This window comes from Pantoea sp. UBA6567, assembly GCF_002434165.1.
Lineage (GTDB): Bacteria > Pseudomonadota > Gammaproteobacteria > Enterobacterales > Enterobacteriaceae > Pantoea > Pantoea eucrina.
In genome coordinates, this window is the sequence record NZ_DJJN01000012.1 from 13,722 (window position 1) to 35,586 (window position 21,865).

Annotated in this window: 25 protein-coding genes; 2 read left to right on the forward strand and 23 right to left on the reverse strand. The window is 52.3% G+C overall.

Annotated features, from left to right (window positions below):
* Positions 1–91: 91 nt before the first annotated feature.
* The 13 genes from B4M48_RS17205 to B4M48_RS17265 all read right to left on the reverse strand — a co-directional run bounded on the left by B4M48_RS17205 (position 92) and on the right by B4M48_RS17265 (position 7,308).
* Positions 92–613 (reverse strand): hypothetical protein, encoded by a 522-nt coding sequence (locus B4M48_RS17205; RefSeq protein ID WP_288657457.1) that lies wholly within the window; start codon positions 611–613, stop codon positions 92–94.
* A gap of 42 nt (positions 614–655) precedes the next feature.
* Entirely contained in the window at positions 656–1,132 is a 477-nt protein-coding gene (locus tag B4M48_RS17210) for a Panacea domain-containing protein (protein ID WP_288657458.1), read from the reverse strand.
* A 293-nt stretch (positions 1,133–1,425) separates the two neighbouring features.
* The gene (locus tag B4M48_RS17215; RefSeq protein WP_288657460.1) at positions 1,426–1,659 is read right to left on the reverse strand and encodes a DinI-like family protein; all 234 of its coding nucleotides are present in this window, start codon (positions 1,657–1,659) and stop codon (positions 1,426–1,428) included.
* A gap of 17 nt (positions 1,660–1,676) precedes the next feature.
* Entirely contained in the window at positions 1,677–1,868 is a 192-nt protein-coding gene (locus tag B4M48_RS17220; protein ID WP_288657462.1) for a hypothetical protein, read from the reverse strand.
* 201 nt (positions 1,869–2,069) lie between these two features.
* On the reverse strand, positions 2,070–4,379 hold the full coding sequence (locus tag B4M48_RS17225; protein WP_288657464.1) for a replication endonuclease: 2,310 nt from the start codon (positions 4,377–4,379) through the stop codon (positions 2,070–2,072).
* Positions 4,376–4,636, reverse strand: a complete 261-nt coding sequence (locus B4M48_RS17230) for a DUF3850 domain-containing protein (protein WP_288657466.1) — start codon at positions 4,634–4,636, stop codon at positions 4,376–4,378. Before B4M48_RS17230 ends, B4M48_RS17225 begins: the two co-directional genes overlap by 4 nt.
* Entirely contained in the window at positions 4,633–5,448 is an 816-nt protein-coding gene (locus B4M48_RS17235) for a Dam family site-specific DNA-(adenine-N6)-methyltransferase (RefSeq protein ID WP_288657468.1), read from the reverse strand. Before B4M48_RS17235 ends, B4M48_RS17230 begins: the two co-directional genes overlap by 4 nt.
* Positions 5,445–5,672 carry a TraR/DksA family transcriptional regulator gene (locus tag B4M48_RS17240; protein ID WP_288657470.1) on the reverse strand — a complete coding sequence of 76 codons (228 nt, stop codon included), beginning with the start codon at positions 5,670–5,672 and terminating at the stop codon, positions 5,445–5,447. Before B4M48_RS17240 ends, B4M48_RS17235 begins: the two co-directional genes overlap by 4 nt.
* Positions 5,672–5,902, reverse strand: coding sequence for a DUF2732 family protein (locus B4M48_RS17245; protein ID WP_288657471.1), 231 nt, complete (start codon positions 5,900–5,902; stop codon positions 5,672–5,674). Before B4M48_RS17245 ends, B4M48_RS17240 begins: the two co-directional genes overlap by 1 nt.
* A 66-nt stretch (positions 5,903–5,968) precedes the next feature.
* The gene (locus B4M48_RS17250; protein WP_288657525.1) at positions 5,969–6,286 is read right to left on the reverse strand and encodes a hypothetical protein; all 318 of its coding nucleotides are present in this window, start codon (positions 6,284–6,286) and stop codon (positions 5,969–5,971) included.
* A 67-nt stretch (positions 6,287–6,353) separates the two neighbouring features.
* Positions 6,354–6,536, reverse strand: a complete 183-nt coding sequence (locus B4M48_RS17255; protein ID WP_288657472.1) for a phage filamentation protein Fil family protein — start codon at positions 6,534–6,536, stop codon at positions 6,354–6,356.
* A gap of 10 nt (positions 6,537–6,546) precedes the next feature.
* A complete protein-coding gene (locus tag B4M48_RS17260; protein WP_288657474.1) occupies positions 6,547–7,056 on the reverse strand; it encodes a phage regulatory CII family protein in 510 nt (169 codons plus the stop codon).
* Between the two features lie 30 nt (positions 7,057–7,086).
* Positions 7,087–7,308 (reverse strand): regulator, encoded by a 222-nt coding sequence (locus tag B4M48_RS17265; protein ID WP_288657476.1) that lies wholly within the window; start codon positions 7,306–7,308, stop codon positions 7,087–7,089.
* 114 nt (positions 7,309–7,422) lie between these two features.
* On the opposite strand from B4M48_RS17265, the gene B4M48_RS17270 reads away from it, so the two are divergent.
* The gene (locus tag B4M48_RS17270; RefSeq protein WP_288657478.1) at positions 7,423–8,007 is read left to right on the forward strand and encodes a phage repressor protein CI; all 585 of its coding nucleotides are present in this window, start codon (positions 7,423–7,425) and stop codon (positions 8,005–8,007) included.
* Position 8,008: 1 nt separating this feature from the next.
* Complete coding sequence (locus tag B4M48_RS17275) at positions 8,009–9,040, forward strand: phage integrase (protein WP_288657480.1); 1,032 nt, start codon at positions 8,009–8,011, stop codon at positions 9,038–9,040.
* A 506-nt stretch (positions 9,041–9,546) separates the two neighbouring features.
* On the opposite strand, the gene B4M48_RS17280 is transcribed toward B4M48_RS17275, so the two are convergent.
* The 10 genes from B4M48_RS17280 to B4M48_RS17325 all read right to left on the reverse strand — a co-directional run bounded on the left by B4M48_RS17280 (position 9,547) and on the right by B4M48_RS17325 (position 21,508).
* A complete protein-coding gene (locus B4M48_RS17280; protein WP_039380435.1) occupies positions 9,547–10,902 on the reverse strand; it encodes a VasL domain-containing protein in 1,356 nt (451 codons plus the stop codon).
* A 104-nt stretch (positions 10,903–11,006) separates the two neighbouring features.
* Positions 11,007–11,432, reverse strand: a complete 426-nt coding sequence (tssE, locus tag B4M48_RS17285) for a type VI secretion system baseplate subunit TssE (RefSeq protein ID WP_071669212.1) — start codon at positions 11,430–11,432, stop codon at positions 11,007–11,009.
* Complete coding sequence (gene tssJ, locus B4M48_RS17290; RefSeq protein WP_288657483.1) at positions 11,432–11,971, reverse strand: type VI secretion system lipoprotein TssJ; 540 nt, start codon at positions 11,969–11,971, stop codon at positions 11,432–11,434. The genes tssE and tssJ overlap by 1 nt, the downstream gene beginning before the upstream one ends.
* Positions 11,946–13,043 (reverse strand): type VI secretion system baseplate subunit TssG, encoded by a 1,098-nt coding sequence (tssG, locus tag B4M48_RS17295; RefSeq protein ID WP_071669211.1) that lies wholly within the window; start codon positions 13,041–13,043, stop codon positions 11,946–11,948. The genes tssJ and tssG overlap by 26 nt, the downstream gene beginning before the upstream one ends.
* Positions 12,998–14,761 (reverse strand): type VI secretion system baseplate subunit TssF, encoded by a 1,764-nt coding sequence (tssF, locus tag B4M48_RS17300; RefSeq protein ID WP_039380443.1) that lies wholly within the window; start codon positions 14,759–14,761, stop codon positions 12,998–13,000. Before tssF ends, tssG begins: the two co-directional genes overlap by 46 nt.
* A gap of 17 nt (positions 14,762–14,778) precedes the next feature.
* Positions 14,779–15,096, reverse strand: a complete 318-nt coding sequence (locus tag B4M48_RS17305; RefSeq protein ID WP_288657486.1) for a hypothetical protein — start codon at positions 15,094–15,096, stop codon at positions 14,779–14,781.
* Positions 15,097–15,143: 47 nt separating this feature from the next.
* On the reverse strand, positions 15,144–16,727 hold the full coding sequence (gene tssA, locus B4M48_RS17310; RefSeq protein ID WP_150034694.1) for a type VI secretion system protein TssA: 1,584 nt from the start codon (positions 16,725–16,727) through the stop codon (positions 15,144–15,146).
* Entirely contained in the window at positions 16,724–20,095 is a 3,372-nt protein-coding gene (locus B4M48_RS17315) for an ImcF-related family protein (RefSeq protein ID WP_288657526.1), read from the reverse strand. The genes tssA and B4M48_RS17315 overlap by 4 nt, the downstream gene beginning before the upstream one ends.
* A 13-nt stretch (positions 20,096–20,108) precedes the next feature.
* The gene (locus B4M48_RS17320; RefSeq protein WP_071669207.1) at positions 20,109–21,248 is read right to left on the reverse strand and encodes a hypothetical protein; all 1,140 of its coding nucleotides are present in this window, start codon (positions 21,246–21,248) and stop codon (positions 20,109–20,111) included.
* Between the two features lie 5 nt (positions 21,249–21,253).
* Positions 21,254–21,508, reverse strand: a complete 255-nt coding sequence (locus tag B4M48_RS17325) for a PAAR domain-containing protein (RefSeq protein WP_071669206.1) — start codon at positions 21,506–21,508, stop codon at positions 21,254–21,256.
* Positions 21,509–21,865 lie beyond the last annotated feature (357 nt).

Here is a 21,865-nt window from a genome sequence, read left to right on the forward strand (position 1 = left end):
AGACATAAACAAAAGCCCACCAGAACTGGCGGGCCGGAGCAGAAATGATCCTTTTGGGATCATGCGATTTCATGCAGCATAGTCATGCATGCTACTTAGAATCTGATTTTGGAGTTTTGAAAAGACCACTAACAACAAATCCGACCAGCCCAATGATGCTGACTGTACAAGTGCCCAGCAATGCCAAAATGACTTCAGTAGGCGGATCGCCCTCATGCTTTGCAACGTAAATAAAAATGATTAGGGCAACAAAAGCACACCATTTTTCCATGAAACCAAACGTTTTATCCGCCATATCTCGACGTAGCGAATTATCGGTTTGCTTACCATCGGCTTCTGCATGTTTTATAGCTGCTGAAGCATTTGCCTCTATAAGCTTCAGCCTTGAATCAATATTTGATAGCCATGTATTTTGCAGCTCATCTTCATCACTGGTTTCGAGCGGCTCTGAAGCACTGCAATCATCACCTTGCTTAGGAGGGCCTTGAACGGCAGGTGGAGGTTCGGGCAAAGCGCCTAACGGAGGAAGGTTAGCAATCTCAACTACGCCACTTACCGCCTGTTCTGTAGCTTTAGTTTCTTCTTGTAACTTCGTTGCTTCAGAATCAGACATAAAAAAATCCCGTTTGTTAAACGGGATTAATCTTAAATTCGCTTAGAGTCCTATGCAAGTAGGATCTTTAGACATCAACCTTTTGTAATAATCACTAATAACACCGTCGGATATAATGCTTTGGCCGCTAGTGTAGGTTTGATGCCACGGAGTCCCCTCACGATGAGTAAACTCAGATAATACTTCGCCACTATAACGGCCATAAGTGTCATAGACCGCTTTTACCACCTGGTTAGCATAAACATCTAATGCAGGGTCGGGCTTAAAGTAACCATAATCAGGTACTTTGTTAGTAATTGGCGATGAGCGATAGCGCTTGAGAGCATGATAAAGAGAAGGGGTTACTGGTCCGTAACGCCAAGCACTAACTGGCTCTTGCAGCAAACCAGTCCCTCGGTGCCCCAACGAAATACCATGCGCAATGTAGGTTAGTTTTTGAGCTTGCATTGGAGTAATTGGGCTGCCTTGCGACAGAGCAAGCTCAATAAATTTATTAGCGATTTGTTCAGAGCTAAACATTTTCCCCTCCCTTAAAGTGCTCACACTTTTATGCAATCAACATAACCAAGCTAACTTAACCGATCTTAACCGTCAATCAAAAGCGGGCGGCATTATAGAGATTAATTTTACGACATTCAATAGAATGTTTTAATTGAAATGTCAACAGACTAAATCTATCCAAATCATTGATAAATAATAATTTAAAACATCATATTAGAAGAGCGGGTAGCACTTGCAGCTAACGCCTCGCAGTGCTCGTTGTTCAACCTTGCTTCCGTCAAAATCAAGATTTTGACGCCCGCAACGTTTACTTAATGCATCCAGCTGTCATCTTCCCAGACGTTTTGCAGTAAAACATGCAGGCGGCGCTTGTCTTCATCGAGATTGAATCCCAGCATTTCAATGTTTGCATAACTACCCTGGCGAACCCGCACAATGGTTTCAGGGAATAGCGCGAGAACTCGCCTGCTGACTTCATCTTGAAAAGCACTCAAAATTGATTGGCTTAGCTTTTGATTCTTATCGAGCATGATTTCAATTCGCATCGCAGCAACCTCAAGGATTATTTATCAAGTGGCACAGCCGAAAATACGACTGAAAATTGTTTATTAGCCATCGTGGTGTTACTCGCGATCTCAGCGATAAGACTAAGCGCAATCTCCCTGTCTCGTTCTTTGCAAATCCCTTCACTAGTTAGCCGAGCAATCAACTCGACACGCTCAAGCATTACCCGCTCTTGTAAATCGTTATCCACGCGCCCTCCCCATCAAAATCACTGTACATCTATACAGTAGCATAGCATTCAGATTAAGCGGAAGAAAAATGTGGTAGTTGACAGGGGTTTTTATCTTCATGATATGACAAGGCTTTATCTGCATTAACCCAGCGGCTAACAACCACCTAAAATCACTTAAATTTGCCTAACAAAATTCTCCGCTTAGTTAACCTTAGCCCATTAATGAGCGTTTTTTGCTCTAACCGAATCAGCCAATCGGTTAAATCTGGCTAATACTCCAGTGCTGCCAGCTTCATTTTTTGGCCTTAACAAGTCGCCATAAGCAGAGCTGCGGATAATTTTTCCTGCGATTTCAGTTTGCGTGCCGCCAATTAGACGTACAGCCAATCCGCGGCTAATTGATTCGCCGCATAAATCTTTCACCTGACTGATTACGTTGTCGCAAGCAGCCTCAACCTTGTCTGATCTCCTTAACTTAAGGTGTCGCTTTTTAGGTTGATCCGCCCTTATTCGAGCCAGAAGTTGCCGACGCTCTTTGGCACTCAGGCTTTTGATGTCGATTATTTTGAAACTTTCCGGTGGGTTCGAATCCTCAGATCTCAAAGCCCCCGTACAGTTATTGACAGAACTCCGAGAGGACGCGGACGCGTCCAAAAATTCAAAGGCCAAATCAAGGTCAACATCTAGAGCTGAAAGCGGCTTCGGCGCGCTTTCAAAGACGGCATCAAGCGAGCGCTTTGGAACAATTTTCCAATGTGCCAGGCGAGTTAAAATTGGCGTATCTGCCCCAACCTCGGTAGCAAAGACGCCCTTAATGCGCACGGTTTCTTCGCCATACTCATTAACTTCTTCGCCTGGCTGATACCAGGTGCGCACCGCCAGATCGTCACGGCGTACAAACGGCCCACCCTGCGCGTTTACGTAACCAGCCCAATCTCCGACGTCCGCTGCATCATGCGCAGCTGCAAATTCAACGCTTAGACCATGTGCGGTTTCGCTGTCGGCCATACGGCGCAGCTCGCGATAAACCGTCACCGGCGCGCCGCCCACAAACTGGAACTGGCGGATGTGCCAGCGTGCAGCCCATGCGGAAACTGCCGACGCAGTCTCTTTCAGCTCTTTACCGCTTTCATCGTCCAACTCGCCATCGAGAGCGTAGCCGTCGATGTTCTTTGAAATATATTTAGCCACGTACCCGGTGGCGCTGCCTTTCTCCGGGTCGATAGCTTCCGCATGAAAGCGTGCTTTGCGTGCTTTATCGGTTGTCAGCTCGCCGCAGTCTTCCTGATATGCGTAATCGCGGATTATCTGCCGTACCTGATCCACATTCTCAGGACGCATAAACATCAGCATGTGCCAGTGGGGTGTGCCGTCGTGATGTGGCTCGGCAACACGGATGCCGAATATGCGAATTTCTTCGCGGTGTAATTTGGCGCGGATTTTTTGCCAGACGCTGCATAGATAGCGTTGCGTGTCAGCCGGGCTTGCACCGTTCCATTTGCGGTTGCGATGGCCGGTCTTAATTGTTGCGTGATAGCGTGACGGAGCGGTCAGCGTGTAGAACTCACCGACAAACCCCATTTCATTGCAGATATTTTCAAAGCCACGGATGCGCGTCATAAGCTCGCAACGACGGATAGCAGGGTTAGCAACGCTTCCGTCGTATTTGTCGATCAGGCTGATGCGGTTGCCTTCTTCATCTTCCAGCTCAAGCGACTTTAGAAATTCACGCGTGCGGCGCTTTTGCTCGCGCCATTCAGCAATGTTCATGCTGCTGGCGTAAGGGGTATGTTTCTTACTGACGTTTGCCAGCGCGATCTGCAAATGTTCACGCCATGAAGCAGCAACGCGGCGCAACTTACTTTTCCACCACTTTTCAGTTTGCATGCGCCGGATCGCCGGGGTTACTTCTTCCGGGTCAAATAATCTGGAAGTAACCTTTTCCCACAGCGGTGGCGTTTGGTTGAATTCGCGCGTGATGGTGGCGGCGGTCATGTAAAGACGGTGCGTGTATTTGTAATCCGATTCATCACAAACCACAGCATGTGCCTGCACTGTTTCAGCCAGGATGAAATTAGCCAGATCACCGGCCAGCAAATCAATATCTGCTCTCGCCATATTGGGTAAGCGGTTGAAGCGGCGCATTAACTCCCATACCGTGCCGCCAACTCTTGCTGCTCCGATATCTTTCGGTGCATTGTTAGTAAGCAGATTAATTGTGCCGGCGTTCATTTCACCGAGGCGATACTGCGCACTGACAACTTCAACGCGTGGCAATGTGCGCTCTACGAAAGTCTTCGTAAAGTACGCATTGGCACGGGCTATACCCTGTGATTTTTCAAGCTCACTTATGCGGCGCTTGACGTCGAGTTGTACCAGTGTCGGCTGCTGGTCGAGTAGTTCCTGCGCACGCACTAAAGCCGCAATCATTTGATTGCGGCTGTGCATTTCCTCATAGGTGGGATAAGGGCTGGCGATGGCTTCCCGTGGTGCATTCCACGGGTAAGCATATGGTTCACTGGAGATCACGACCTATCCCGCGCTAACAGTTCAACGCTCAGCATTACATAGCCCGGAAGCCACTCGTTTATATCTGTTATGTGCGTTACGACTACATGAACCTCTAAGCCGGTGAACTTCCCGGTCTTAGGCTGATATTCTTTGAGAATTAAAGAGTCGCCGACAGAATAATCACGGTCATTTTTCCGCAGCTCTGCCCGCTTCATTCCACTAATTACATCCTGATAATGCTCAGGCCAGATTTTCAAAAAATGAAATGTAGTCATGCTGCTACCCCATTACTTACTAAGTCTGGCTTACGCACGGCAATGATTTCTGAAGCGCGCTTTTTATCACCTGCTTTGACGCCAACCGAACGAGCTACAGTGATTTTTGTAATGTCGAATGCGCGATAAATACTGCGAGTAAAAAGCGTGTCGCTGTTAGACAGAATTACCGGGTTACGCTCGGAAATGCCCAGCAGATAACAGGCCAGCGAGTGCTGCTCATCTTCATCAAAGCCGCCAGTGTGATATTCGGTGAATGTGCCGTGATATGGCGGATCGCAATAAACAACATCACCAGATTTCACCTTGCTCAGCGTTTCCTGATAACCAGCGCAAATGAACGTCGCGCGCTGCGCCTTCTCAGCAAACATTTCGATTTCGTAGAGTGGGTAATAAGGTTTTGCGTAATGTCCGAATGGAACATTAAATTCGCCCTTAAGGTTGTAGCGGCAAATTCCACGATAACCGTGGCGGTTCAAATACAGGAAGTTCGCCGCACGCTCCAGCAGGGGCATAGATACATTTTCATTAAAATCCTTACGTACGCGGTAATAACTTTCTTCTGTGGTGTTTTGGCTGAATAATGCCATCGCTACCACGATAAACGGGCTAGTATGCTCTTTAATCTGCCGGTACATGTTGATGAGGTCGGGATTAATATCAGCGACCAGATATTCCGGGTAATCGGTATTCATCATAACCGCGCATGAACCAGCGAACGGCTCAACAAGGCGATTACCTGCAGGAAGGTGAGCCGACAAATCAGCCATTACACGGACTTTACTTCCCGGCCATTTCAGAATGGTGTTCATAATGCCGCCCCTTTGTAATGCGTGCTTTTCAGCTCGCTGATTTCTTTGCAGGTAACGCAGAAAGAAACGCCCGGCAGCGCACGGCGGCGCGCCTCCGGTATCTCTTCGCCGCATGAAAGACAGAAAAATTCACTTGCCCCTGATGGGCGATGAATAGCGTTTGCCACGTTACGCGCCAGCTCTTCCTGTACACGTTGCTGCACCAGATCCATTGAGTCGGCCATTAGTGCAACTCCTGTGCTTGGTGTTGAATTTTTACGGACTCCTCGCGCAGCAACTCAGCGGCTTCTACATGATTCAGTTCACCGCTACTGATTTTCCAGGCGAGAACATTCAACCTTGATGCCATTAACTCGGCCCGGTTACGTCGCTCATCCAAACGTACGTCGCGAAGCATTACATCGAGAGGTTGCTCATAGAATTCATTAATTTCTTTGGTTTTATTCAGTTCCATATACTTTCCTTATTGAAGGCAAAAGAATGCCCGGCGGGTTTACGCCATTAATTTTTTAAGCCTTATTTACTCAGGTAAAAAACAGTCAGCAGTTGAAAACTGGCGGGGTAATATCCGTCCCCAGCGTGCAACTTTATTCATTGCAATGATTATTAACTCACGGCGGCGCTCATCGAAATATTCAAAAGGCTTTCCGATTTCCTCGGGTTTAAATGTCCTCGGATTCTCACGATTAGCCAGAGTCATTACACAGAACTTAAACTCATCATTTTGATGATTAAAATAACGCAGTGCCGGGTTTGCGTTGTTATCACGCATCTGACGCCACCTTTTGCGAAATTCATCAAACGTCATTGGCTGAATTTTATCAACACGCGCGCCCATCAAATGAATTTTGGAAAAACTGGCGGGTTCGTGTTGCTTTGGTACTTCCCATAAAACTCGCGTCATATTAACCACCGAAAATTTTACGCAGACGGTTTATTAAACCGGTGCGCTTAGTTGTCAGATCGCGTAATAAAAGTTTTTGGTCAGCGCATGGATGCCAGCGCTTGCCGTTCTCGCCCATAATCCAACCATTGCCATATGACATTGATGGGCTTTGGCGCTTGAGGTGGGCTGCAAATGAAATCATCGCGCGCCCCTCAGTTCAAACCAACTGAAGCGCTTAGGCCGCTGATTGCATCAACGGTAGACGCCAAAGTGGGGTTGGAATGAATGCGGCTCTGCACTGCAATTGCGGCCAGCATCAGGCAGCGAATGCCAGTATTGGCCGCTTCGACAACGCCACGGCAGCAGGTGGCTGTGATTTTCTCAGCGCTTGCCGCTTTAGCTGCCAACATGCCAACCTCGGCAGTTGCTTTCAGAACGTATGCTGAATACTTCTCGTCTGCTACTTCATTCACCGGCACACATGGAAGACATTGCAGTTGTGCTAACGCTCCATCTATCAATGTCGCGTCTTCTGTCAGATCAGTCAGCAGAAGCATTTCGGCCACACTAAGTTGATGCACTTGATCGGGATTTAACTTATTACGCAAAGTCTGAACTTTCATATCGGCTTGCTGAGCCAGCTCTGTCATGTTGTGCGTAAGAGCGAACTTGCGGCAGGCTTCGTCAAAGTGGCTATGGGTGGAAACCTTAAAATCAAACATGATTAGTCCTTGTCTAATATCTAAGATTTATTACGCATTAAGCGAAATATCACATTCGCTCAGCGCTTGAATCGTTAGTGCGGCCATGTTGATTTCGATTAAGCCTTTTTTCTGAGTCCCCTTAGGCTTGATGGGCAACTTTCCGTATTCAATCAGGTTCTTAGCTGTTTCATACTTTGTGCCAGTGCGTCGGCAATATTCTTCAAGCGGGAGATAAGGCTCAGGGATGACGATTGTAATGCTAGGTCGCATGATGCAAACTCCATTAGGTTTACCGATAGGTCAATATCGGTCAATGTAGGTCAATATGTTCACTTAAGCTAACGAGATGGAGACTATACCTCCATAAATGGAGAGTCAAGCTACATGAGTTCACATCTAAATTTTTCTTTCCCGTCTTCAAGCGCTGAAGCCCTCGATAGGGTTGTCGAAGCATACGGATTCAACTTAAAAGTTGAACTCGCGGAACACCTTGGCATAGCTTCCAGCAGCCTGTCTTCGCGCTATAAACGCGAGGTTTTTCCGGCTGATATCGTTCTACAGTGCTCCATAGAAACCGGCGCCAACATTGAATGGTTAATTTCAGGAAAAGGTGAGAGCTTTGGAAAAAGCGCACCGATGGGCAGCAGCATAGATAGACTAAAGCTAATTGATGGCCGACTTGAGGATGCAGGCAGTCTAATTTTTGATTCTTCTTTGCTTAATGATGATGTGGCTAGCGACCAAAATTTGGTTAGTGTTAAAGATAAAGACGTGAACTACATAGTTGCGCGTGGATTGGATGAGATTCAGGACGGGCACTGGTTAGTGGAGATCGAAGGAAAAGCCGGTTTTCGCTCCCTTACGCGAATCCCTATTAGAAAATTACGCGTAGGCTCAGGTGAAACAAGCTTTGAATGCGGAATTGATGACATCAAAGCAATTGGTAAAGTCGTTCTGACAATAAGTTGATATGACGGTACGAAAACTCCCCACAGGCCAATGGGTCGCTGATTTCTACTCTGTTAACCGGAGTGATGGAAAGGAAGGAAAGCGAGTCCGAAAAAAATTCGCCACCAAAGGCGAAGCTTTGGCATTTGAAAATTACACTCTTCAAACGATAGAGGACTCACCTTGGCTCGGTGATGGAAAAGATCGCCGCCGCTTAGCTGATTTGGTTCATTTGTGGTTTGACCGACACGGCATCACATTGTCTGATGGTGAAAAGCGCAAAAGCACTATGCTATGGGCTGCCGAGTGTATGGGCTCTCCTCTAGCTACAGAATTCAGTGCGCCACTATTTACTGCTTACAGAGCAAAGCGCCTTAAAGGGGAGTTTGCTCGTACTAAGCGTATTGCTCAAGTCTCTCCTCGTACCATGAATCTTGAACACGCCTACTTTCTGGCCGTTTTTAATGAGCTTAAAAGGCTGGGTGAATGGTCTCCACCCAACCCACTCGAAAACGTGCGCCAGTTTCGTATTGATGAAAGTGAGATGTCTTATCTGACTGATGAGCAGATAGATCGACTATTGGAAGAATGCCGAAACAGTAGCGCTAAAGATTTAGAAGTGATTGTGAAAGTGTGTCTATCTACCGGTGCGCGTTGGGGTGAGGCTGAGACTCTGAAACGCTCGCAGATCACGCCGGGTAAAATTACCTTTATTAAAACCAAAGGTAAACGTAACAGAACCATACCCGTTGATGCAGCCCTGCTTGAACAGTTACCAAAGAAAACAGGCGCAATTTTCACACCATGTTACTACGCTTTCCGAAATGCTCTGGAGCGCGCTGAAATTGAATTACCTCCCGGACAACTGACGCATGTTTTACGCCATACCTTCGCCAGTCACTTTATGATGAATGGTGGCAACATTCTCGTGCTGCAAAAAATCCTCGGACACACCGACATAAAAATGACAATGCGTTACGCACATTTCGCTCCGAACCACTTGGAAGAGGCGATCAACTTGAACCCATTAAAGTGTCGCAAAAGTGTCGCATGAAGTTAGGAATATTGCCCGATATTGCCTGATATTGATTTTGTAACCCTTTGATTATTATCTAAGTCATTGATTATCGGTTGGCTGTTATGGTTCTCATAATCGCTTGGTCGCTGGTTCAAACCCAGCAGGGGCCACCAAATTTAATGATGAAAATCATGCAGTTAAGCCACCTTTCAGGGTGGCTTTTTTGTTTCCTGATTTTAGAGTGGCGGCAAAATGGCGATGGCAGGAGTCAATGCCATATCAGAACTTCCCCACTTAATGCGAGAAAAGACGATCCAGCGATTGAATTACTGTTGTGAAAATCTTTATGGCATGCTGTAAAGATTGTTCTCACCCAGGCTCTCTGTACCAGTCAGATTTATCACATCACCCGGAGAAGCACCGGACGAAATCGATAAAAATAACGATGAGCGCAGCGCTCACTGCCAGTGCAGCATGTCGGGGTAGATCAGTCGGGATCATTGTCATTCACTCGCTGATAATAAGCAGATCGTCGGTTTTATTTAAGATCCGCTCTCCTGTGCCGCTGAGCCTCTCAATGCGGCTGCCCTGCGAAGGCGAATCATGTCGTATCGCGCCTGCAGTTCACTGATTGCCCGTTTAAACTGCGCCTCCCCGGCCGGAGAGGCAGAATCTTCATAGCGGCGCAGCCACTCTTCAGCGGGGATATGCAGGCTGAATGCCTGTTGTGTGGAAAATATTGCTGACTTCAGCTCGCTGACGGTCAGGTAACGCCCCCGTTTCTCATCAAGCGCATTCAGCTTTTCACTGAGCAGGCTGAGTTTTTCCATCCCCTGCTGCCAGGCACCTGCCGCTTCCGGCGAGGCTGTCATCGCCTCTCTCCTGGCGAGCGCGTCCATCAGCAGCCGGCGCGTTAACTCTTCAGCCGGCCAGATCGAGCCGGCCAGCAGCGCAACGTCGGCGCCGTAGCTTCCTGTCCTGCCAATCCCGGCGGCATCAAGCCGTTCAGACTGTGTTTTGATCGTGTTGATCCACTCTGCTGCGTTGATACGCCGATCCTGCCGGATGCCTGCCCGCTGCTCTTCCGTCAGCGAATGAGGAAGCGCGGGTACGGCAGCAGAGAGCATACGCGTATTTTCACCGGGCTGGCGGGCATAAAGCCAGCCGCCTGTGCCTGTTGCAACAACCACCAGCATAGCGGCCATGCCGGCGATAAAAGGCCTGATATAACGCCCTGATGATGTCTGTTCAGGCTCTGATTCGGGATGAATGATAAAGGTCGGAGGCGTTGCCGTTGCCGGATCCGGGCCGGAAAGCGGCTCGCGCGGGCGGCTTCTGCGTGCGGTCGCCATGTCGCTTTGGCCCGGTGACGTCTCCGCGTTTTCGGCTGCTGTTCTGACTTTATCGCACAGCTGGCGGATACCGCTCGCGGCGTTGAGGCCCGCCTGCGCCAGATGCTGCTCAATCAGATCCAGATATGTGGCGCACGCCTTCAGCGCGATCTGCGTATCAGGCTTCTCCGCCGGCCAGGTGCGTAACAGAAACTGCAGACGCTGAAAGTGCATTCTCAGGATCGCTATCCGGTCTGCAGGCTGGTGGGGCCAGAGCGTCTGCCAGCGTGAGCACATCAGTGCCTCCGTGACCCTGAGCCCCTCCTGCAGCCCCTTAGCGCCGTCAAGATGAGAAAGCGCCAGCGTAAACCAGCAAACAGACTGCAGATCTGCTCCAGCCTGTCCGAAAAGCCGGGTGCAGCTCTCCATCACCTGCAGCCAGTTAATATCGGGCCGGGCGGGATGGCTGAGCTTCTTGATTTCGTTTTGCAGACAAATAAATTCGGGATGCAGGCGAGGGTCTCCGCCGGTCATCAGCACGTGCGGTTTCTGAGATGAAAAGGTCATAGTTATCCGCAGACCTGCCGGAAGCAGGTCCGTTATCAGAGTGTTAGCGGGAAGGTAAAGGCGAAGCGCCAGGCCGGCGATCTTATCTGGCTGGTGGCTATGGCTTAACGCATCACGTTCTGCTGGCGCAGATGCCGCAGCAGTACCTTTCCTCCCGGCATAAAGTCAGTGCCATAGCGCACCATACCTACGACGTCCAGTCCGGCATCAATGGCATAACGCAGCTCACCGGGCTGCGTCTGTTCCAGCATCACCACATCAACCTGTTTCAGCCGGGGCTCATACTTCAGTAATACGTCAGAAAGAATATGTACCAGCTGATGTGCGGTGCCGGGCAGCCCCTGCAGGATGAGCGTCATATCCGGCAGGCCATAATCAGGCAGATGAGCCAGGGCGCCGGCGCGGGTGTTCAGAATGCGCTGCAGGTTATCCAGCACCGACAAAATCACCTGTTCCCGTTCGCTCACCGCATCCAGATCCAGGCCGCCGCTGAAATTGCCGTAAAGCATGTCGTAAAGTGAAGGCTGCATCAGAGTCTTTCCCCTTTTTCCGCTACCAGCGTCAGCGTGCCGTCACCCAGCTCAATCACCCTGGCTTTGTCCGGGTGGAGGTCTGCGCGGGTCAGCAGTATTCGCCACGTCTCATCCTGAGTATCTGGCGACAAAAACATTCCGGCCACCGCCACAAACTCGGTTCTCTCCTCCATGGGTACATCAATACTGACCGATTCGCCGGGACGCACCCGGATAGCCTTTTGCGCCAGCAGATCCGCTTTCAGAACCTGACTGTCAGCTGCTAACAGTGAAGGGTAGTCGGAGGCGTCAAAGGCCTGACGGTCGCTGAGTTGCCAGATGCGCACCACGGTTGAGAGCGCAGCGCCCTGCGCGTTGCGGTTGGCGCCTTCGCGGGCGCGGAAGTCGAGGTGCAGGGTGCGTATTTGTTTGTAAAAAAGAGATTTTGTGACGGACGCGGTGCCTTCGGATACTTTCTGCGTCAGGCCGCAGCCGCTGGCACTCAGCGCCAGCATCAGAGGAATAACTATTTTACCAGCGGTAGTCGCCCTGTTCATCTGTTTTAGTCCCTGAAGGTTGTTCCCGGACACGCTGATAACGCCCGAGCGGTATAGTGAGTAAATCGGGTTTATGCGAGGCGTTAAGGTTCCGCTGAGGCAGCACCGCGGTGCGGCCCAGCTGCTGTGCCGCTTCCCTCCGGCAGCTCAGCTGCGCATCCGGCAGCAGGGCGCGGTCAACGCACAGCTCCAGCCGTGCATCCAGCTTTGCTCCCAGATAGACGTGGAGCAGCGCCATCAGATCGCCGTGTAACTGTCCGCCGGGCAGCCAGCCGCGCATCTCCTCCGGGTTATCGGTGAGCAGTCGCAGTAGTACCTGTCCGTTAACGTCGGTGGCATGCGTTCCCATGACCGGACGACGCATCAGGCTGACCGGCTGTTGCGTGCTCAGACGTAAACGGCAGGACTGGGGAATACGACGCGGATCCCACGGCACTATCTGCGCGCGCGTATCCGGTGCCAGCAGCGCCACCAGCGAGGAGAGACCCTCTGCGGTCCGGCCAGGCAACATCATGACCGGCAGCAGCGCCAGAAAGCGCGAAACCGGCGTGGCGATGTTTTGCGCGCAGCCGTCTATTCCCAGGCCAGCCAGCCCCAGCAGGTACTGAGAGGTTTCATCGGTGCCGCCGGCGGCGAACGTGGCCGGATAGGTGTATTTGCGCCAGATACGATAAAACTGCGTAGTCAGCCGGTGACTGAAGATATCCAGAAAATCCTGCAGCGCCTCATGCCCTTCACGCTGCCGGGCGATATCGTCGAGATAGTGCGTCGGCAGCGGAGATGCCGTGCCATACAGCCCCATAAAATTGATGCGTACGGTTGGAGGAAGGTGCGGATACCCGGCGGTTTCAGCCGCGCGAATTTCGCCAGCCGGAAATCCCATGCCAGGGTGCGGCCTGAACCGTACCGGCTCGTGTCGCACCTGCCAGACGCTGCCCGGAACCGGCGCTTCAGGATCGCACCTCTCCAGCAGCTGGCAAAAACGGTAAAAATTTATATGGGAAAGCTGGTCGCCCAGCCGTGCTATCAGCCGGGCAGACGCTGACTGTGATTCTCTTTCCATCGGATACATTTTCCTTCAGGCCGGACTATCAGCGAAAGCTGAATGAACTGATTCATGTCCGCATACAGCGACAGAAAGCGGTTAAGCATTTCACCAAACAGGTGGATATCGCCGTCACCGGTAAAACCGCTGCTGTCGAGCGTCACTTCAACATCGAGACCGCGCAGCAGATAACCCGACTCAAACCGCTGCAGACGATGCTGCTGCACGTCAAGGATCGCCTCCAGCCTGCGGTTACAGCGTTCATCATCCTGCCAGTTATAGAGCGCCAGCGTGCCGCGCAGCACCTCTGCGCTGTTCATCATGTTGATAAAGCCAGAGCCGAGATGGCTGAGCACCCGCCAGTGAAAGCGGTCCTCAGCGGGTGGATAAGCAGGCAGCGTCGGGCGGGTGAGATTGCGCACCGTCACCGGCGTCTGCAGCACCTGTTCGCAGCGATCCAGCAGCGTGCTCTGCAGCGCGCGACGCGGAAGCTGGCCGTTGGTACCGGTGATGCGCAGCGAGAGCGTGTCGCGGGAAAGCAGATCGTCTTTCTCCCACTGCTGACCGCCGAGGATCAGCCAGGTGTCATGCAAGCCGGTGACGCCCCGGCGCACGCGGGTATGAAAGTAACGTTCCGGAGCAAGACGACGCATCATGCCGCCCCGGTGCCGGAAGCTGGTGAACGGAACATACTCAGCCGCACCGGTCAGTCCTGAACCGCTGACCGTATCCACCGAGTAAATTTCCGTGTGCCCATCCTGCAGGCGCTTTGCGCGCAGCAGATACTCGCTCTCCAGTCCGTTCACAATCAGCGGATCGGCTTCCAGTGCAAACAGGTTAATCACCGGCACGCAGTGCAGGCGCAGAGAGCTCTCTTTGACCGGTAGATCACTCTGCCACGGCTCGCTGAAGACCACCTCGATATCGACGTATGCCAGCCCGGGCAGAAGCGCGAGCGTCTCCAGCCCATTCAGATTCACAAAACGGAATTTCTCAGGAAAGGTGAAGTATTCCAGTAGCAGCTGATAGCCGCTGAAAGCGCTCTCCCCCTTTGGCCAGAGCCGGTCATCCTCGTCAAATCCGCCGGGGCTGAACCAGCCGTCAAAGGCCCTGCGCTCCGGCTGCCCCGCCTCGCGAATGTACAGCGCCGCCTGGCAGCGGGTCAGCCTCTGATGCAGTGCCGTCGCCACGGGCAGATCCTCTCCCAGCCACAGGCTCAGCTGGCGCAGGTCACACTGGCTCCAGTCCGCCTGCCCGCTGCTGGTCAGGCGCAGGCGCAGCACAGAGCGCCCATCCGGCTCAGTGCCCATAGCAACCCCGGTGACCGCCAGCGGGTTAAGCGTGACCGGCTTCGTGGTGCGATAGCGGCACACAGTATTTTTAGGCCCCACGGGACGGGAAAAGATCTCCAGTCCTGCCGGCGCCGTCTCTGCCATCTTCATTTTCGGCAGGTCCGGCGTCAGTGCCACCACTGCGAGCGATGGAATGGTACGCAGATAGTGCGGCCAGAGCATGCTGACCAGGCCTTCGGTCAGCTCCGGCAGGTCATCATCGATCTTCTGACGCAGCCGTCCTACCGAGAAGGCAAAACCCTCCAGCAGGCGCTCCACAAACGGATCCGGCGTTCCGGCACGATCCAGGTTGAGCATAGCAGCGCGGTCAGGGTGCGTTTCGGCAAACTCTTTTGCGGCGTCGCGCAGATAGCGCATTTCAATATCGTAATAGCGCAGCGTTAAGTCTTTCATATTCTGACGAGCCTCTCTTATTTGAACGCACCCAGACCAGTCATAAACAGGAAAAACGTCAGCGATATCGGGAAGAAAATAATGTCCGCTGCAGCCGCAACCGGGGTGATAATCACATTGGTCAGAATATTACCGGCATGAATATCGGTGACCTGTTTCCAGGTCCACAATTCAATTTTGTACTGACTGATGGTTTGACTTCGCTGAGCGCCTTTTAAATTGATGAGCTCTGCGTGATTGATGACGCCTTTTATTTCTTCCCTGCTGACAAACGTATTATCAAAATAATGAAAGCCTGTTGGCTGCATATTCTGTGTTTCAGTTAATGTCATCATTCCTTTGAACCATTTATATTTAAATTAAAGAAAGAGGTCAGACCCTATTAAGAAAAGAGTACTGACGCTCGCGCCGCATCGATAGTCACCAGCCCGGCCAGCAGCTGTTCCATGTCAGACTGCAGGCGGGCTTTATCTTTTTCACTCCGGCCTGCGCGGGCACGCAGTAACTTCAGCCGGCGGGACTTGACTTCAAATAACAGCGCTGGCTCCCACTCCGCCAGCGTCATACTCTCTGCGCCAGCATCGAGCGCGCCCAGCAGCTGCAGTGCCAGTTCCTGCCGACCAGACTGCTCAGCAATCCGTGCCATCAGCAGGCGAAGGAGCCATTGCTGGCGCGGAGAGTGGATACCGGGTCGCTGCTGCAGCCAGGTCAGCGCAGCGGCAATGCCCTCTCTGTCTGCCAGCTCAGTCGCCTCGCTCTCCAGCAACAGCACCTCATCTTCCGGCACGCTCGCCGCAGCGGCGGGATCGGGTCCGAACGCACTCTCCGTTATCATGACCTGCTGCCGGATCCAGCTCAGCGTCACCTCATCCGCAAACGGCATGCCGTCGCTGAAGGCCAGCGTTTCCAGTCCGCGCAGGCGGGAGAGCAGCCCTTTCAGATCGTCCTGCACAATAGCCGCAAACTCCGCATGTCCCGATCGCAGCTGCGCCTGGTGCTGATACCACTGCAGGTCAAGCCAGAAGTGGTTTGTTCCCCGACTGAACAGACTGTCCGCCTGCTCAGCCAGCTCGGCCCAGCTCTGCTGAAGCCAGAGGCGTTTAAGCAGCGCGCGCTGGTCAGATTTTGGTGGCGTCACACAACTGTTGCCGTTACCTGACAGCAGCGGCAGCTGACTGAGCGTGTCATAGCGGAGGGTTTTCATCAGCCGGTGTGCGGCCAGCGCGCCATTTGGCTGCTCGCGCAGATAAGCTGCCAGCGTTCGCGCCTGTTCCATCAGCTCCCGCCCGGAGCTGATGGCAGCCAGCGCTGGCGCAGCTGAGGCTGAAGACGCGTCTGGTTGCAGGCTGTCTGCTGCCGTCAGCGGCACTATCGCATCAGGACCACCGGCGTTAAGCAGCCGGGACTCCAGCGCGCTGTAAAGCCCTGCGGAATGGGTGCCGCCCTGCGCCCTGCAGATGTCATCAATAGCCAGCAGCGCCGCCACGGTGCGCTGCGCCGTGGCGGTCGTCACCTCCGGATAGAGCGTCAGCGTATCCAGCACGCGCGCGCTGGATATAAAATTCAGCGCCGCCTCGCGACTGCGCGTCCGCTGCGGATGCAGGTTGTCACCAAAGCGCTGCAGCAGGCCCGCCAGTAAGGCAAGTCCCTCAGCAAACCCCTCTTCGCCATCCTGCTGCAGGCGGGCCACGCAGTACCAGACCGCTACGCGGATATCTTTCGCTTCCGAAGTCAGTATCTGCTCCGCCAGCGAACAGATCAGTGCCATATCCGTGCCGGACAGGCGGTTCATCTCCTCCTGCATCCGCTGAAACGTATCGGTATAGGTCGGGTCTTCACCGGCAGGATGGCTGGTGCTTACAGGCTGCAACCAGTGCTCCCATAAGAGAATATGCTCAGCAGCCTGCGCGCGGAGCGGTTCCGCATCCATGCCGCAGGCGCTAATCAGAGATTGCAGAGGCATCACTCCTCCTCAATGAATTCAGCGTTACCAGGCGGGTTCTGGGTGCTGCTGGTGAGAAAAATATCGGACGGGAGCGTAAAGTTGCGCAGCTTCAGCAGCGCCAGCGGCCCCTCGCCGGCTTCGGTACGCAGGATGTAGTTTAACGGCCGCCCGTCGGGGGCATGCCAGGTCAGCTGCCAGCTGCTGCCCAGCCCTGGTCTGGCGCTGACGTGCGCCTTTTCCAGCAGGCGGATCAACCCCCAGCTGCCCGGCATCTCACCGTACAGACGAGTGCCTGCTTTGGTGCTGATCCAGCTCAGCGATGCGCCTGGCGCGTCGGTGTCAGCAGGCCAGATAAAGCGCCGCCAGACCGGCTGCTGATTCATGTAGGTCAGCTTCTGGCTGTCGATTATCAGGTCAGTCTGCATTACGTCTGCTGCCGTTCCCGGACGCAGCTCAAAATGCAGGCCGGCATGACCGCTGGCAAATACCACGTCAGCAATCTGACTGAGCTGATTAAGCGCCTGCAGAAAAGCGGGATTAAATGTCAGTCCGCGGGCGTTAATGCGGTCCGGTACCCAGCGGATCCCTTCGCGATGGAGTACGCCACCCAGACGAGCGTGCAGAAAGCGGGTAAGGCGTCCGGTGTCCGCATTCAGATATTTCGCCAGCAGCGGCAGTGATACCTCGCTGCTGACATTTTTGAACGGGTAGCGGCCGCCGAATGCGCGGTTCCACTCATTCACTACGGCCTGCTGCCACTGTGCGTTGAAGCTGCCTGCAGCCGGCATCAGCACCTGCTGCCACGCCTGTTCTATCGGGCGCACAAACACCGTCTGCCCGAACCCGCTCCACTCCTGCCCCAGTCCGGCGGCGACCAGGCTGCCGTAGTCGCGTGTCTCCGTCAGGTCAACGCTCTTTCCCTGAAATACCGTTCGGGCCAGCGCCTGCGTCATCGCCTGCGGATCTGCCGCGCTGGTGATCTGCTGCAGGCGCAGGCGCACCTGCGTTACGCGCGTCAGGAAGGTGCGCAGGTTCATCGTGCTGCTGCTCTGATTATCGGTCAGCGCCAGCAGCGGGCCGAACGTGGCATCAAGCGGCCCCTGCGGGCCGCTGCGCTGATCAATCACCGGGCGCTTCTCCCGGTTAAAGAGGTTTTGTGCAGATTTCACCAGCGAGTCGCTCATCGCGCCGCCGCTCTGTGCGGTACGCCCCTGCACATTGAGCGTGTTCATTAACGCTACCAGCGGCGACTGCCTGACGTCCGCTATCAGCGTGAGCTGATCAATAGCATCTGAGAGCGTCGGCGCGGGCTGCAGGCGCAGACTATTCAGGAAGTGCAGCCAGGCTGCACTGTAATCGGCAAAGTAGCGGCTGGCGAGCCTCGTCTCCAGTGCCTCAGGCGAAGCCGCCTCACCTGCAGGCGGCGGTGCATCACTCAGTACCCAGTCCATCTCTTCACGCCGCTCACGCGCCACTTTTTCAATGGCAGGTTTAACGCCCTCTTCCCACGCCTGACGGGTGAACATGCCGGGCACAATTTCATCAGTGATAAAGAGGCGAGCGGCATCCGTATCGCCGGTCATATCGGCCAGCCGCATATCGGCGTACTGGTGTTTTACTTTGGAGATCACCCGCTGATACTGCCGCGATTCACTGTTGGTTACCCCCATCTGACGCACCAGCAGGGTGCGTACCTGCCCGACCAGATCCGGGTCTGCTTTCAGCGCCCATTCGGGGTGAGTGATCAGATGCTCTGCATAGAAGGCCAGCAGCGTCTCCCCGGCTCCCTGCCAGTAAGCCTCATCCAGCCCCTGCCGCTGTGTCCGGTTCTGCATCAGCGTCTGACTGAACCAGCTGGCGTCCATACGTTCAGGACGCGTCAGCATCAGATAGAGTCTGAGATGCACATAGGCCTGCTTTGACTGCGTTTCACGCAGCGGGCTGTCAGGCGGGAGTGCGGCATACGTCTGCAGTGCACCGGTGAGCCAGGCTGCGGCAGCGTCGCGCAGGAGGGGCTGAGCTGCCGTGCGATAGTGGGGCCATAAGGCGTAAAGCAATACCCTGTTCTGATTCAGCCCGAGACGGCTATACCAGGGTGCACCATGTTCGTCCCGATACTGCAGCTGTCCAATCATATTCTGCAGTGTGCCCAAAGCTGCCAGGCGCTGATCCAGAGATTGATTGCTGTCAGCAGCATGTTCTGTTACCCGAACCGCCCCCACGATGCTGCTGCGGTTACTGGCAAATGACACCAGCATTCCTGCTCCCCATAGCAGTACCAGCGCACAGGTAGCGGAGGTAAGAAAGCCGCGCCATGGCGCGCCATAACGCAAAGGGCGCAGATGCGCGGGAAGCGAGGAAAAAGAAGGCGGCAGCGCATCCCAGCGGTTGTCGCGTATCCAGTAGTTCGGTATATCGCTCTCAGCTTTTGCAGAAGGAGCACTAAATACCAGACCTGCCAGCGGAAGCGAGCGGCGCGGACTGAGGAGAGCAGACACTTGCGCAATGACAAATGCATGGTTTCGGCTAAGTCGATCGGCCAGGCTCAGAAGAAAGTGATGCTTCGGGCGACTTGCCACCTGCTGAATACCCTGCAGGATAAGCTGCCCGGTAAGTTCCGCCAGTGCCAGATGAATGGTGCTGGCTGCCGGCAACTGACAGCCAACAGCCTGTGTAATACGCCCTGGCTGATTGTCTGCCCCGGAATGCAGGGCCCAGATGAAAAGCGGCAGTCGCCAGCCCAGCGTTTTATACACTGACACCAGCGATTGCGCGGTAGCGTCCGGGTGTTTATCGGATAATTGAATCTCTGATAACAGAGCGTTGTTATCACGCATATCGTCAGCCGTGGAGGTCACCAGAATCAATGCATCTGCAGGTTTACCTCTTAGCTGGCAGATAGCCTCAAGCCACTCCTGCTGCAGGGCTGAAAACGGATCGCCTCCCCACAATAACAGTGTTCCGCTGTTTTCCTGCCACAATTGCGACGAGAGGCCAGGCGCAAGGTTTTCCACGTTTCTGATGTTTCCGGCGATAATCAGAATAGTGAGTCTTTTTTTCCAGAAGCGGCCATAGCGATGGCGAAGAATATGCCGAATATGCTGAAGGGTATCACTATGCTCTGGAACGGTTTTTTTTTGCTTCTGCAACAAATTTTCGTTATTCACTATCTGCTGAGGTGAATACTTCTGCTGTACTTTTTTAGCATTTTTCCTTTGTAGAAAATCAGATAAATATACTATAAGCGCCAGGAAAGAAACGCATATTATCCAGATAGCCCAGATATACTTGCTATTTGCCTCCGAAGTTTCAATGTTGTTTTTATAATAGTAGATAAACAATGCACTCAAACATGCAAAGGCTATAACGACTATTGCATATCCAGGCATGATAAAACGGCGATTAACTGGCTGCTCTTCTGCCATCATAGAATAACCTCCCTGTAACCAGACACAGTGAATACGTTCCCTCTTTACTCCCTGAGATCAATAACTGCATCTCTCCCGTCTGGATGGCAGCATCAGTAAGTAATGAAATCGCAACCGGAAAAGCCAGCGGGCCTGAGGGGCCAAATGAATGATTGATACTTAAAAATGGGTGGTAAGGAGGTATTTTCCACTGGTGCTTATCAGCGTACTTCACGAGTTCAATCATATCTTTCTCTTCAACCGCTGATAACCACACATACCTGATGTCGCAGGATTTAAGCTTGTTATACTCTGTCAGTACATCAAGTGATTTCATCAGGTTATCTGAATGCAGAATCCTTCCTACGCCTGCTTTTGGATACGGCGAATAGTTATCAACGTTTTCTGCGTCACAAATAAGCTTTGCGTTAATAAATTCACTGTATTGACCTTCAGCCGCGCCAGGCCAATCCTGCAAAGTGACCAGTAACGTCATTCCTTTAATAGCGCAGGATTCCGACCCGGAAAAGTATTTGTCGGCACTACTCTGAATAACTGGCATCATATCCCATTGGCTGAATATGGCCTGCGTAACAATAGATGCATCATGACTATCGGTCTGCAGCACGATAATCTCATAAAGGTTATTCCTGTAACCCGGTAGCTGCTGCTCCAGATTTATATCCAGGAAGCTAAGTTTTGAGCACAAATCTGGCAAATTATGGTGCAGACGCCGGCATTTAAGAGGATATGCGGGAATGTCAATAACATGACCTGTTAGCATCTTTACCCCATCTTCCTCCGGGCACAGGGTTATGCTTGCAATAATCGGCCTTTGCCACATAGCCCAGTGCTGCCAGCGAAGTTTATTTTTTTGCGTCTCAATATCCCATAAAATTACAGCATGAGATGAGTGCTCATATCGCAACCATACTATTACCAAAAAAAACAGCCATACAACCACTGCAGGTAGCAATCCATTGAAAAATATATCTCTGTAATTAATAGCATTCAGTAGAAAAATAGCAATTAGCGCCCCAGATGAAGAAAGGATCAAAAGAATGCCGCCCCATAATTTACCTGAGGGTAACTTTGGCATCTCTTTTGTTGGAAAATCCGGAATAGGCCAGTTCATCCTATCTATGCTACCTCCTCATTACGGAAACTAATAACGGTACAACCGCATTCACAGACGCAGCCGTGAACAACTACCTGAATGCCGTTATCGAATATCTTCGGGCTACCTTGCTGAATACGGTTAGTCCCATGCAGTGGGCATGATACCGTATCGCCTACTAACGCAACGCGCACGCCATTTATATACATCATCGAGGAAGCTGATATGACGCTACCACCATGCGTTGTAGCATCCCCCAGACAAGTCAAAGCTGGCATATATTAATCCTTTAATTTTATATAAGATTTATACTTAAAAAGAAAAACCTAAAATATTCTGTTCTTGATTGTGAAGAGTAGCAAGACATATACCTCCCGGGTGCAATTCACGATATTTAATTTATAAATTGCTCAGCAGATTAGATGGCTTGGTACACTGACACCCAGCACTGATCAAGGGTGAATATCTTCTATTTTTTGCAAAAAAATTCTTCTTTTGCACTGACTATTACAAACGTCACTTTGACTGTTAATGTGCAAAAAACAATGCAAATGTATATTGCAGAATTATTACCAGAGTTATATCCGGAACGTGCCATAAAAAAATCGATAATGGGAACTTTATATATCGATGTA

Excerpts from the sequence above, each read along its gene's own strand:
- B4M48_RS17205 (WP_288657457.1), bottom strand. The coding sequence starts at position 613 with ATGTCTGATTCTGAAGCAACGAAGTTACAAGAAGAAACTAAAGCTACA.
- B4M48_RS17210 (WP_288657458.1), bottom strand. The coding sequence starts at position 1,132 with ATGTTTAGCTCTGAACAAATCGCTAATAAATTTATTGAGCTTGCTCTG.
- B4M48_RS17215 (WP_288657460.1), bottom strand. The coding sequence starts at position 1,659 with ATGCGAATTGAAATCATGCTCGATAAGAATCAAAAGCTAAGCCAATCA.
- B4M48_RS17230 (WP_288657466.1), bottom strand. The coding sequence starts at position 4,636 with ATGACTACATTTCATTTTTTGAAAATCTGGCCTGAGCATTATCAGGAT.
- B4M48_RS17235 (WP_288657468.1), bottom strand. The coding sequence starts at position 5,448 with ATGAACACCATTCTGAAATGGCCGGGAAGTAAAGTCCGTGTAATGGCT.
- B4M48_RS17240 (WP_288657470.1), bottom strand. The coding sequence starts at position 5,672 with ATGGCCGACTCAATGGATCTGGTGCAGCAACGTGTACAGGAAGAGCTG.
- B4M48_RS17245 (WP_288657471.1), bottom strand. The coding sequence starts at position 5,902 with ATGGAACTGAATAAAACCAAAGAAATTAATGAATTCTATGAGCAACCT.
- B4M48_RS17250 (WP_288657525.1), bottom strand. The coding sequence starts at position 6,286 with ATGGGCGCGCGTGTTGATAAAATTCAGCCAATGACGTTTGATGAATTT.
- B4M48_RS17255 (WP_288657472.1), bottom strand. The coding sequence starts at position 6,536 with ATGATTTCATTTGCAGCCCACCTCAAGCGCCAAAGCCCATCAATGTCA.
- B4M48_RS17260 (WP_288657474.1), bottom strand. The coding sequence starts at position 7,056 with ATGTTTGATTTTAAGGTTTCCACCCATAGCCACTTTGACGAAGCCTGC.
- B4M48_RS17265 (WP_288657476.1), bottom strand. The coding sequence starts at position 7,308 with ATGCGACCTAGCATTACAATCGTCATCCCTGAGCCTTATCTCCCGCTT.
- B4M48_RS17270 (WP_288657478.1), top strand. The coding sequence starts at position 7,423 with ATGAGTTCACATCTAAATTTTTCTTTCCCGTCTTCAAGCGCTGAAGCC.
- B4M48_RS17275 (WP_288657480.1), top strand. The coding sequence starts at position 8,009 with ATGACGGTACGAAAACTCCCCACAGGCCAATGGGTCGCTGATTTCTAC.
- B4M48_RS17280 (WP_039380435.1), bottom strand. The coding sequence starts at position 10,902 with ATGACCTTTTCATCTCAGAAACCGCACGTGCTGATGACCGGCGGAGAC.
- tssE (WP_071669212.1), bottom strand. The coding sequence starts at position 11,432 with ATGCAGCCTTCACTTTACGACATGCTTTACGGCAATTTCAGCGGCGGC.
- tssJ (WP_288657483.1), bottom strand. The coding sequence starts at position 11,971 with ATGAACAGGGCGACTACCGCTGGTAAAATAGTTATTCCTCTGATGCTG.
- tssG (WP_071669211.1), bottom strand. The coding sequence starts at position 13,043 with ATGTATCCGATGGAAAGAGAATCACAGTCAGCGTCTGCCCGGCTGATA.
- tssF (WP_039380443.1), bottom strand. The coding sequence starts at position 14,761 with ATGAAAGACTTAACGCTGCGCTATTACGATATTGAAATGCGCTATCTG.
- B4M48_RS17305 (WP_288657486.1), bottom strand. The coding sequence starts at position 15,096 with ATGATGACATTAACTGAAACACAGAATATGCAGCCAACAGGCTTTCAT.
- B4M48_RS17315 (WP_288657526.1), bottom strand. The coding sequence starts at position 20,095 with ATGCCTGGATATGCAATAGTCGTTATAGCCTTTGCATGTTTGAGTGCA.
- B4M48_RS17320 (WP_071669207.1), bottom strand. The coding sequence starts at position 21,248 with ATGAACTGGCCTATTCCGGATTTTCCAACAAAAGAGATGCCAAAGTTA.
- B4M48_RS17325 (WP_071669206.1), bottom strand. The coding sequence starts at position 21,508 with ATGCCAGCTTTGACTTGTCTGGGGGATGCTACAACGCATGGTGGTAGC.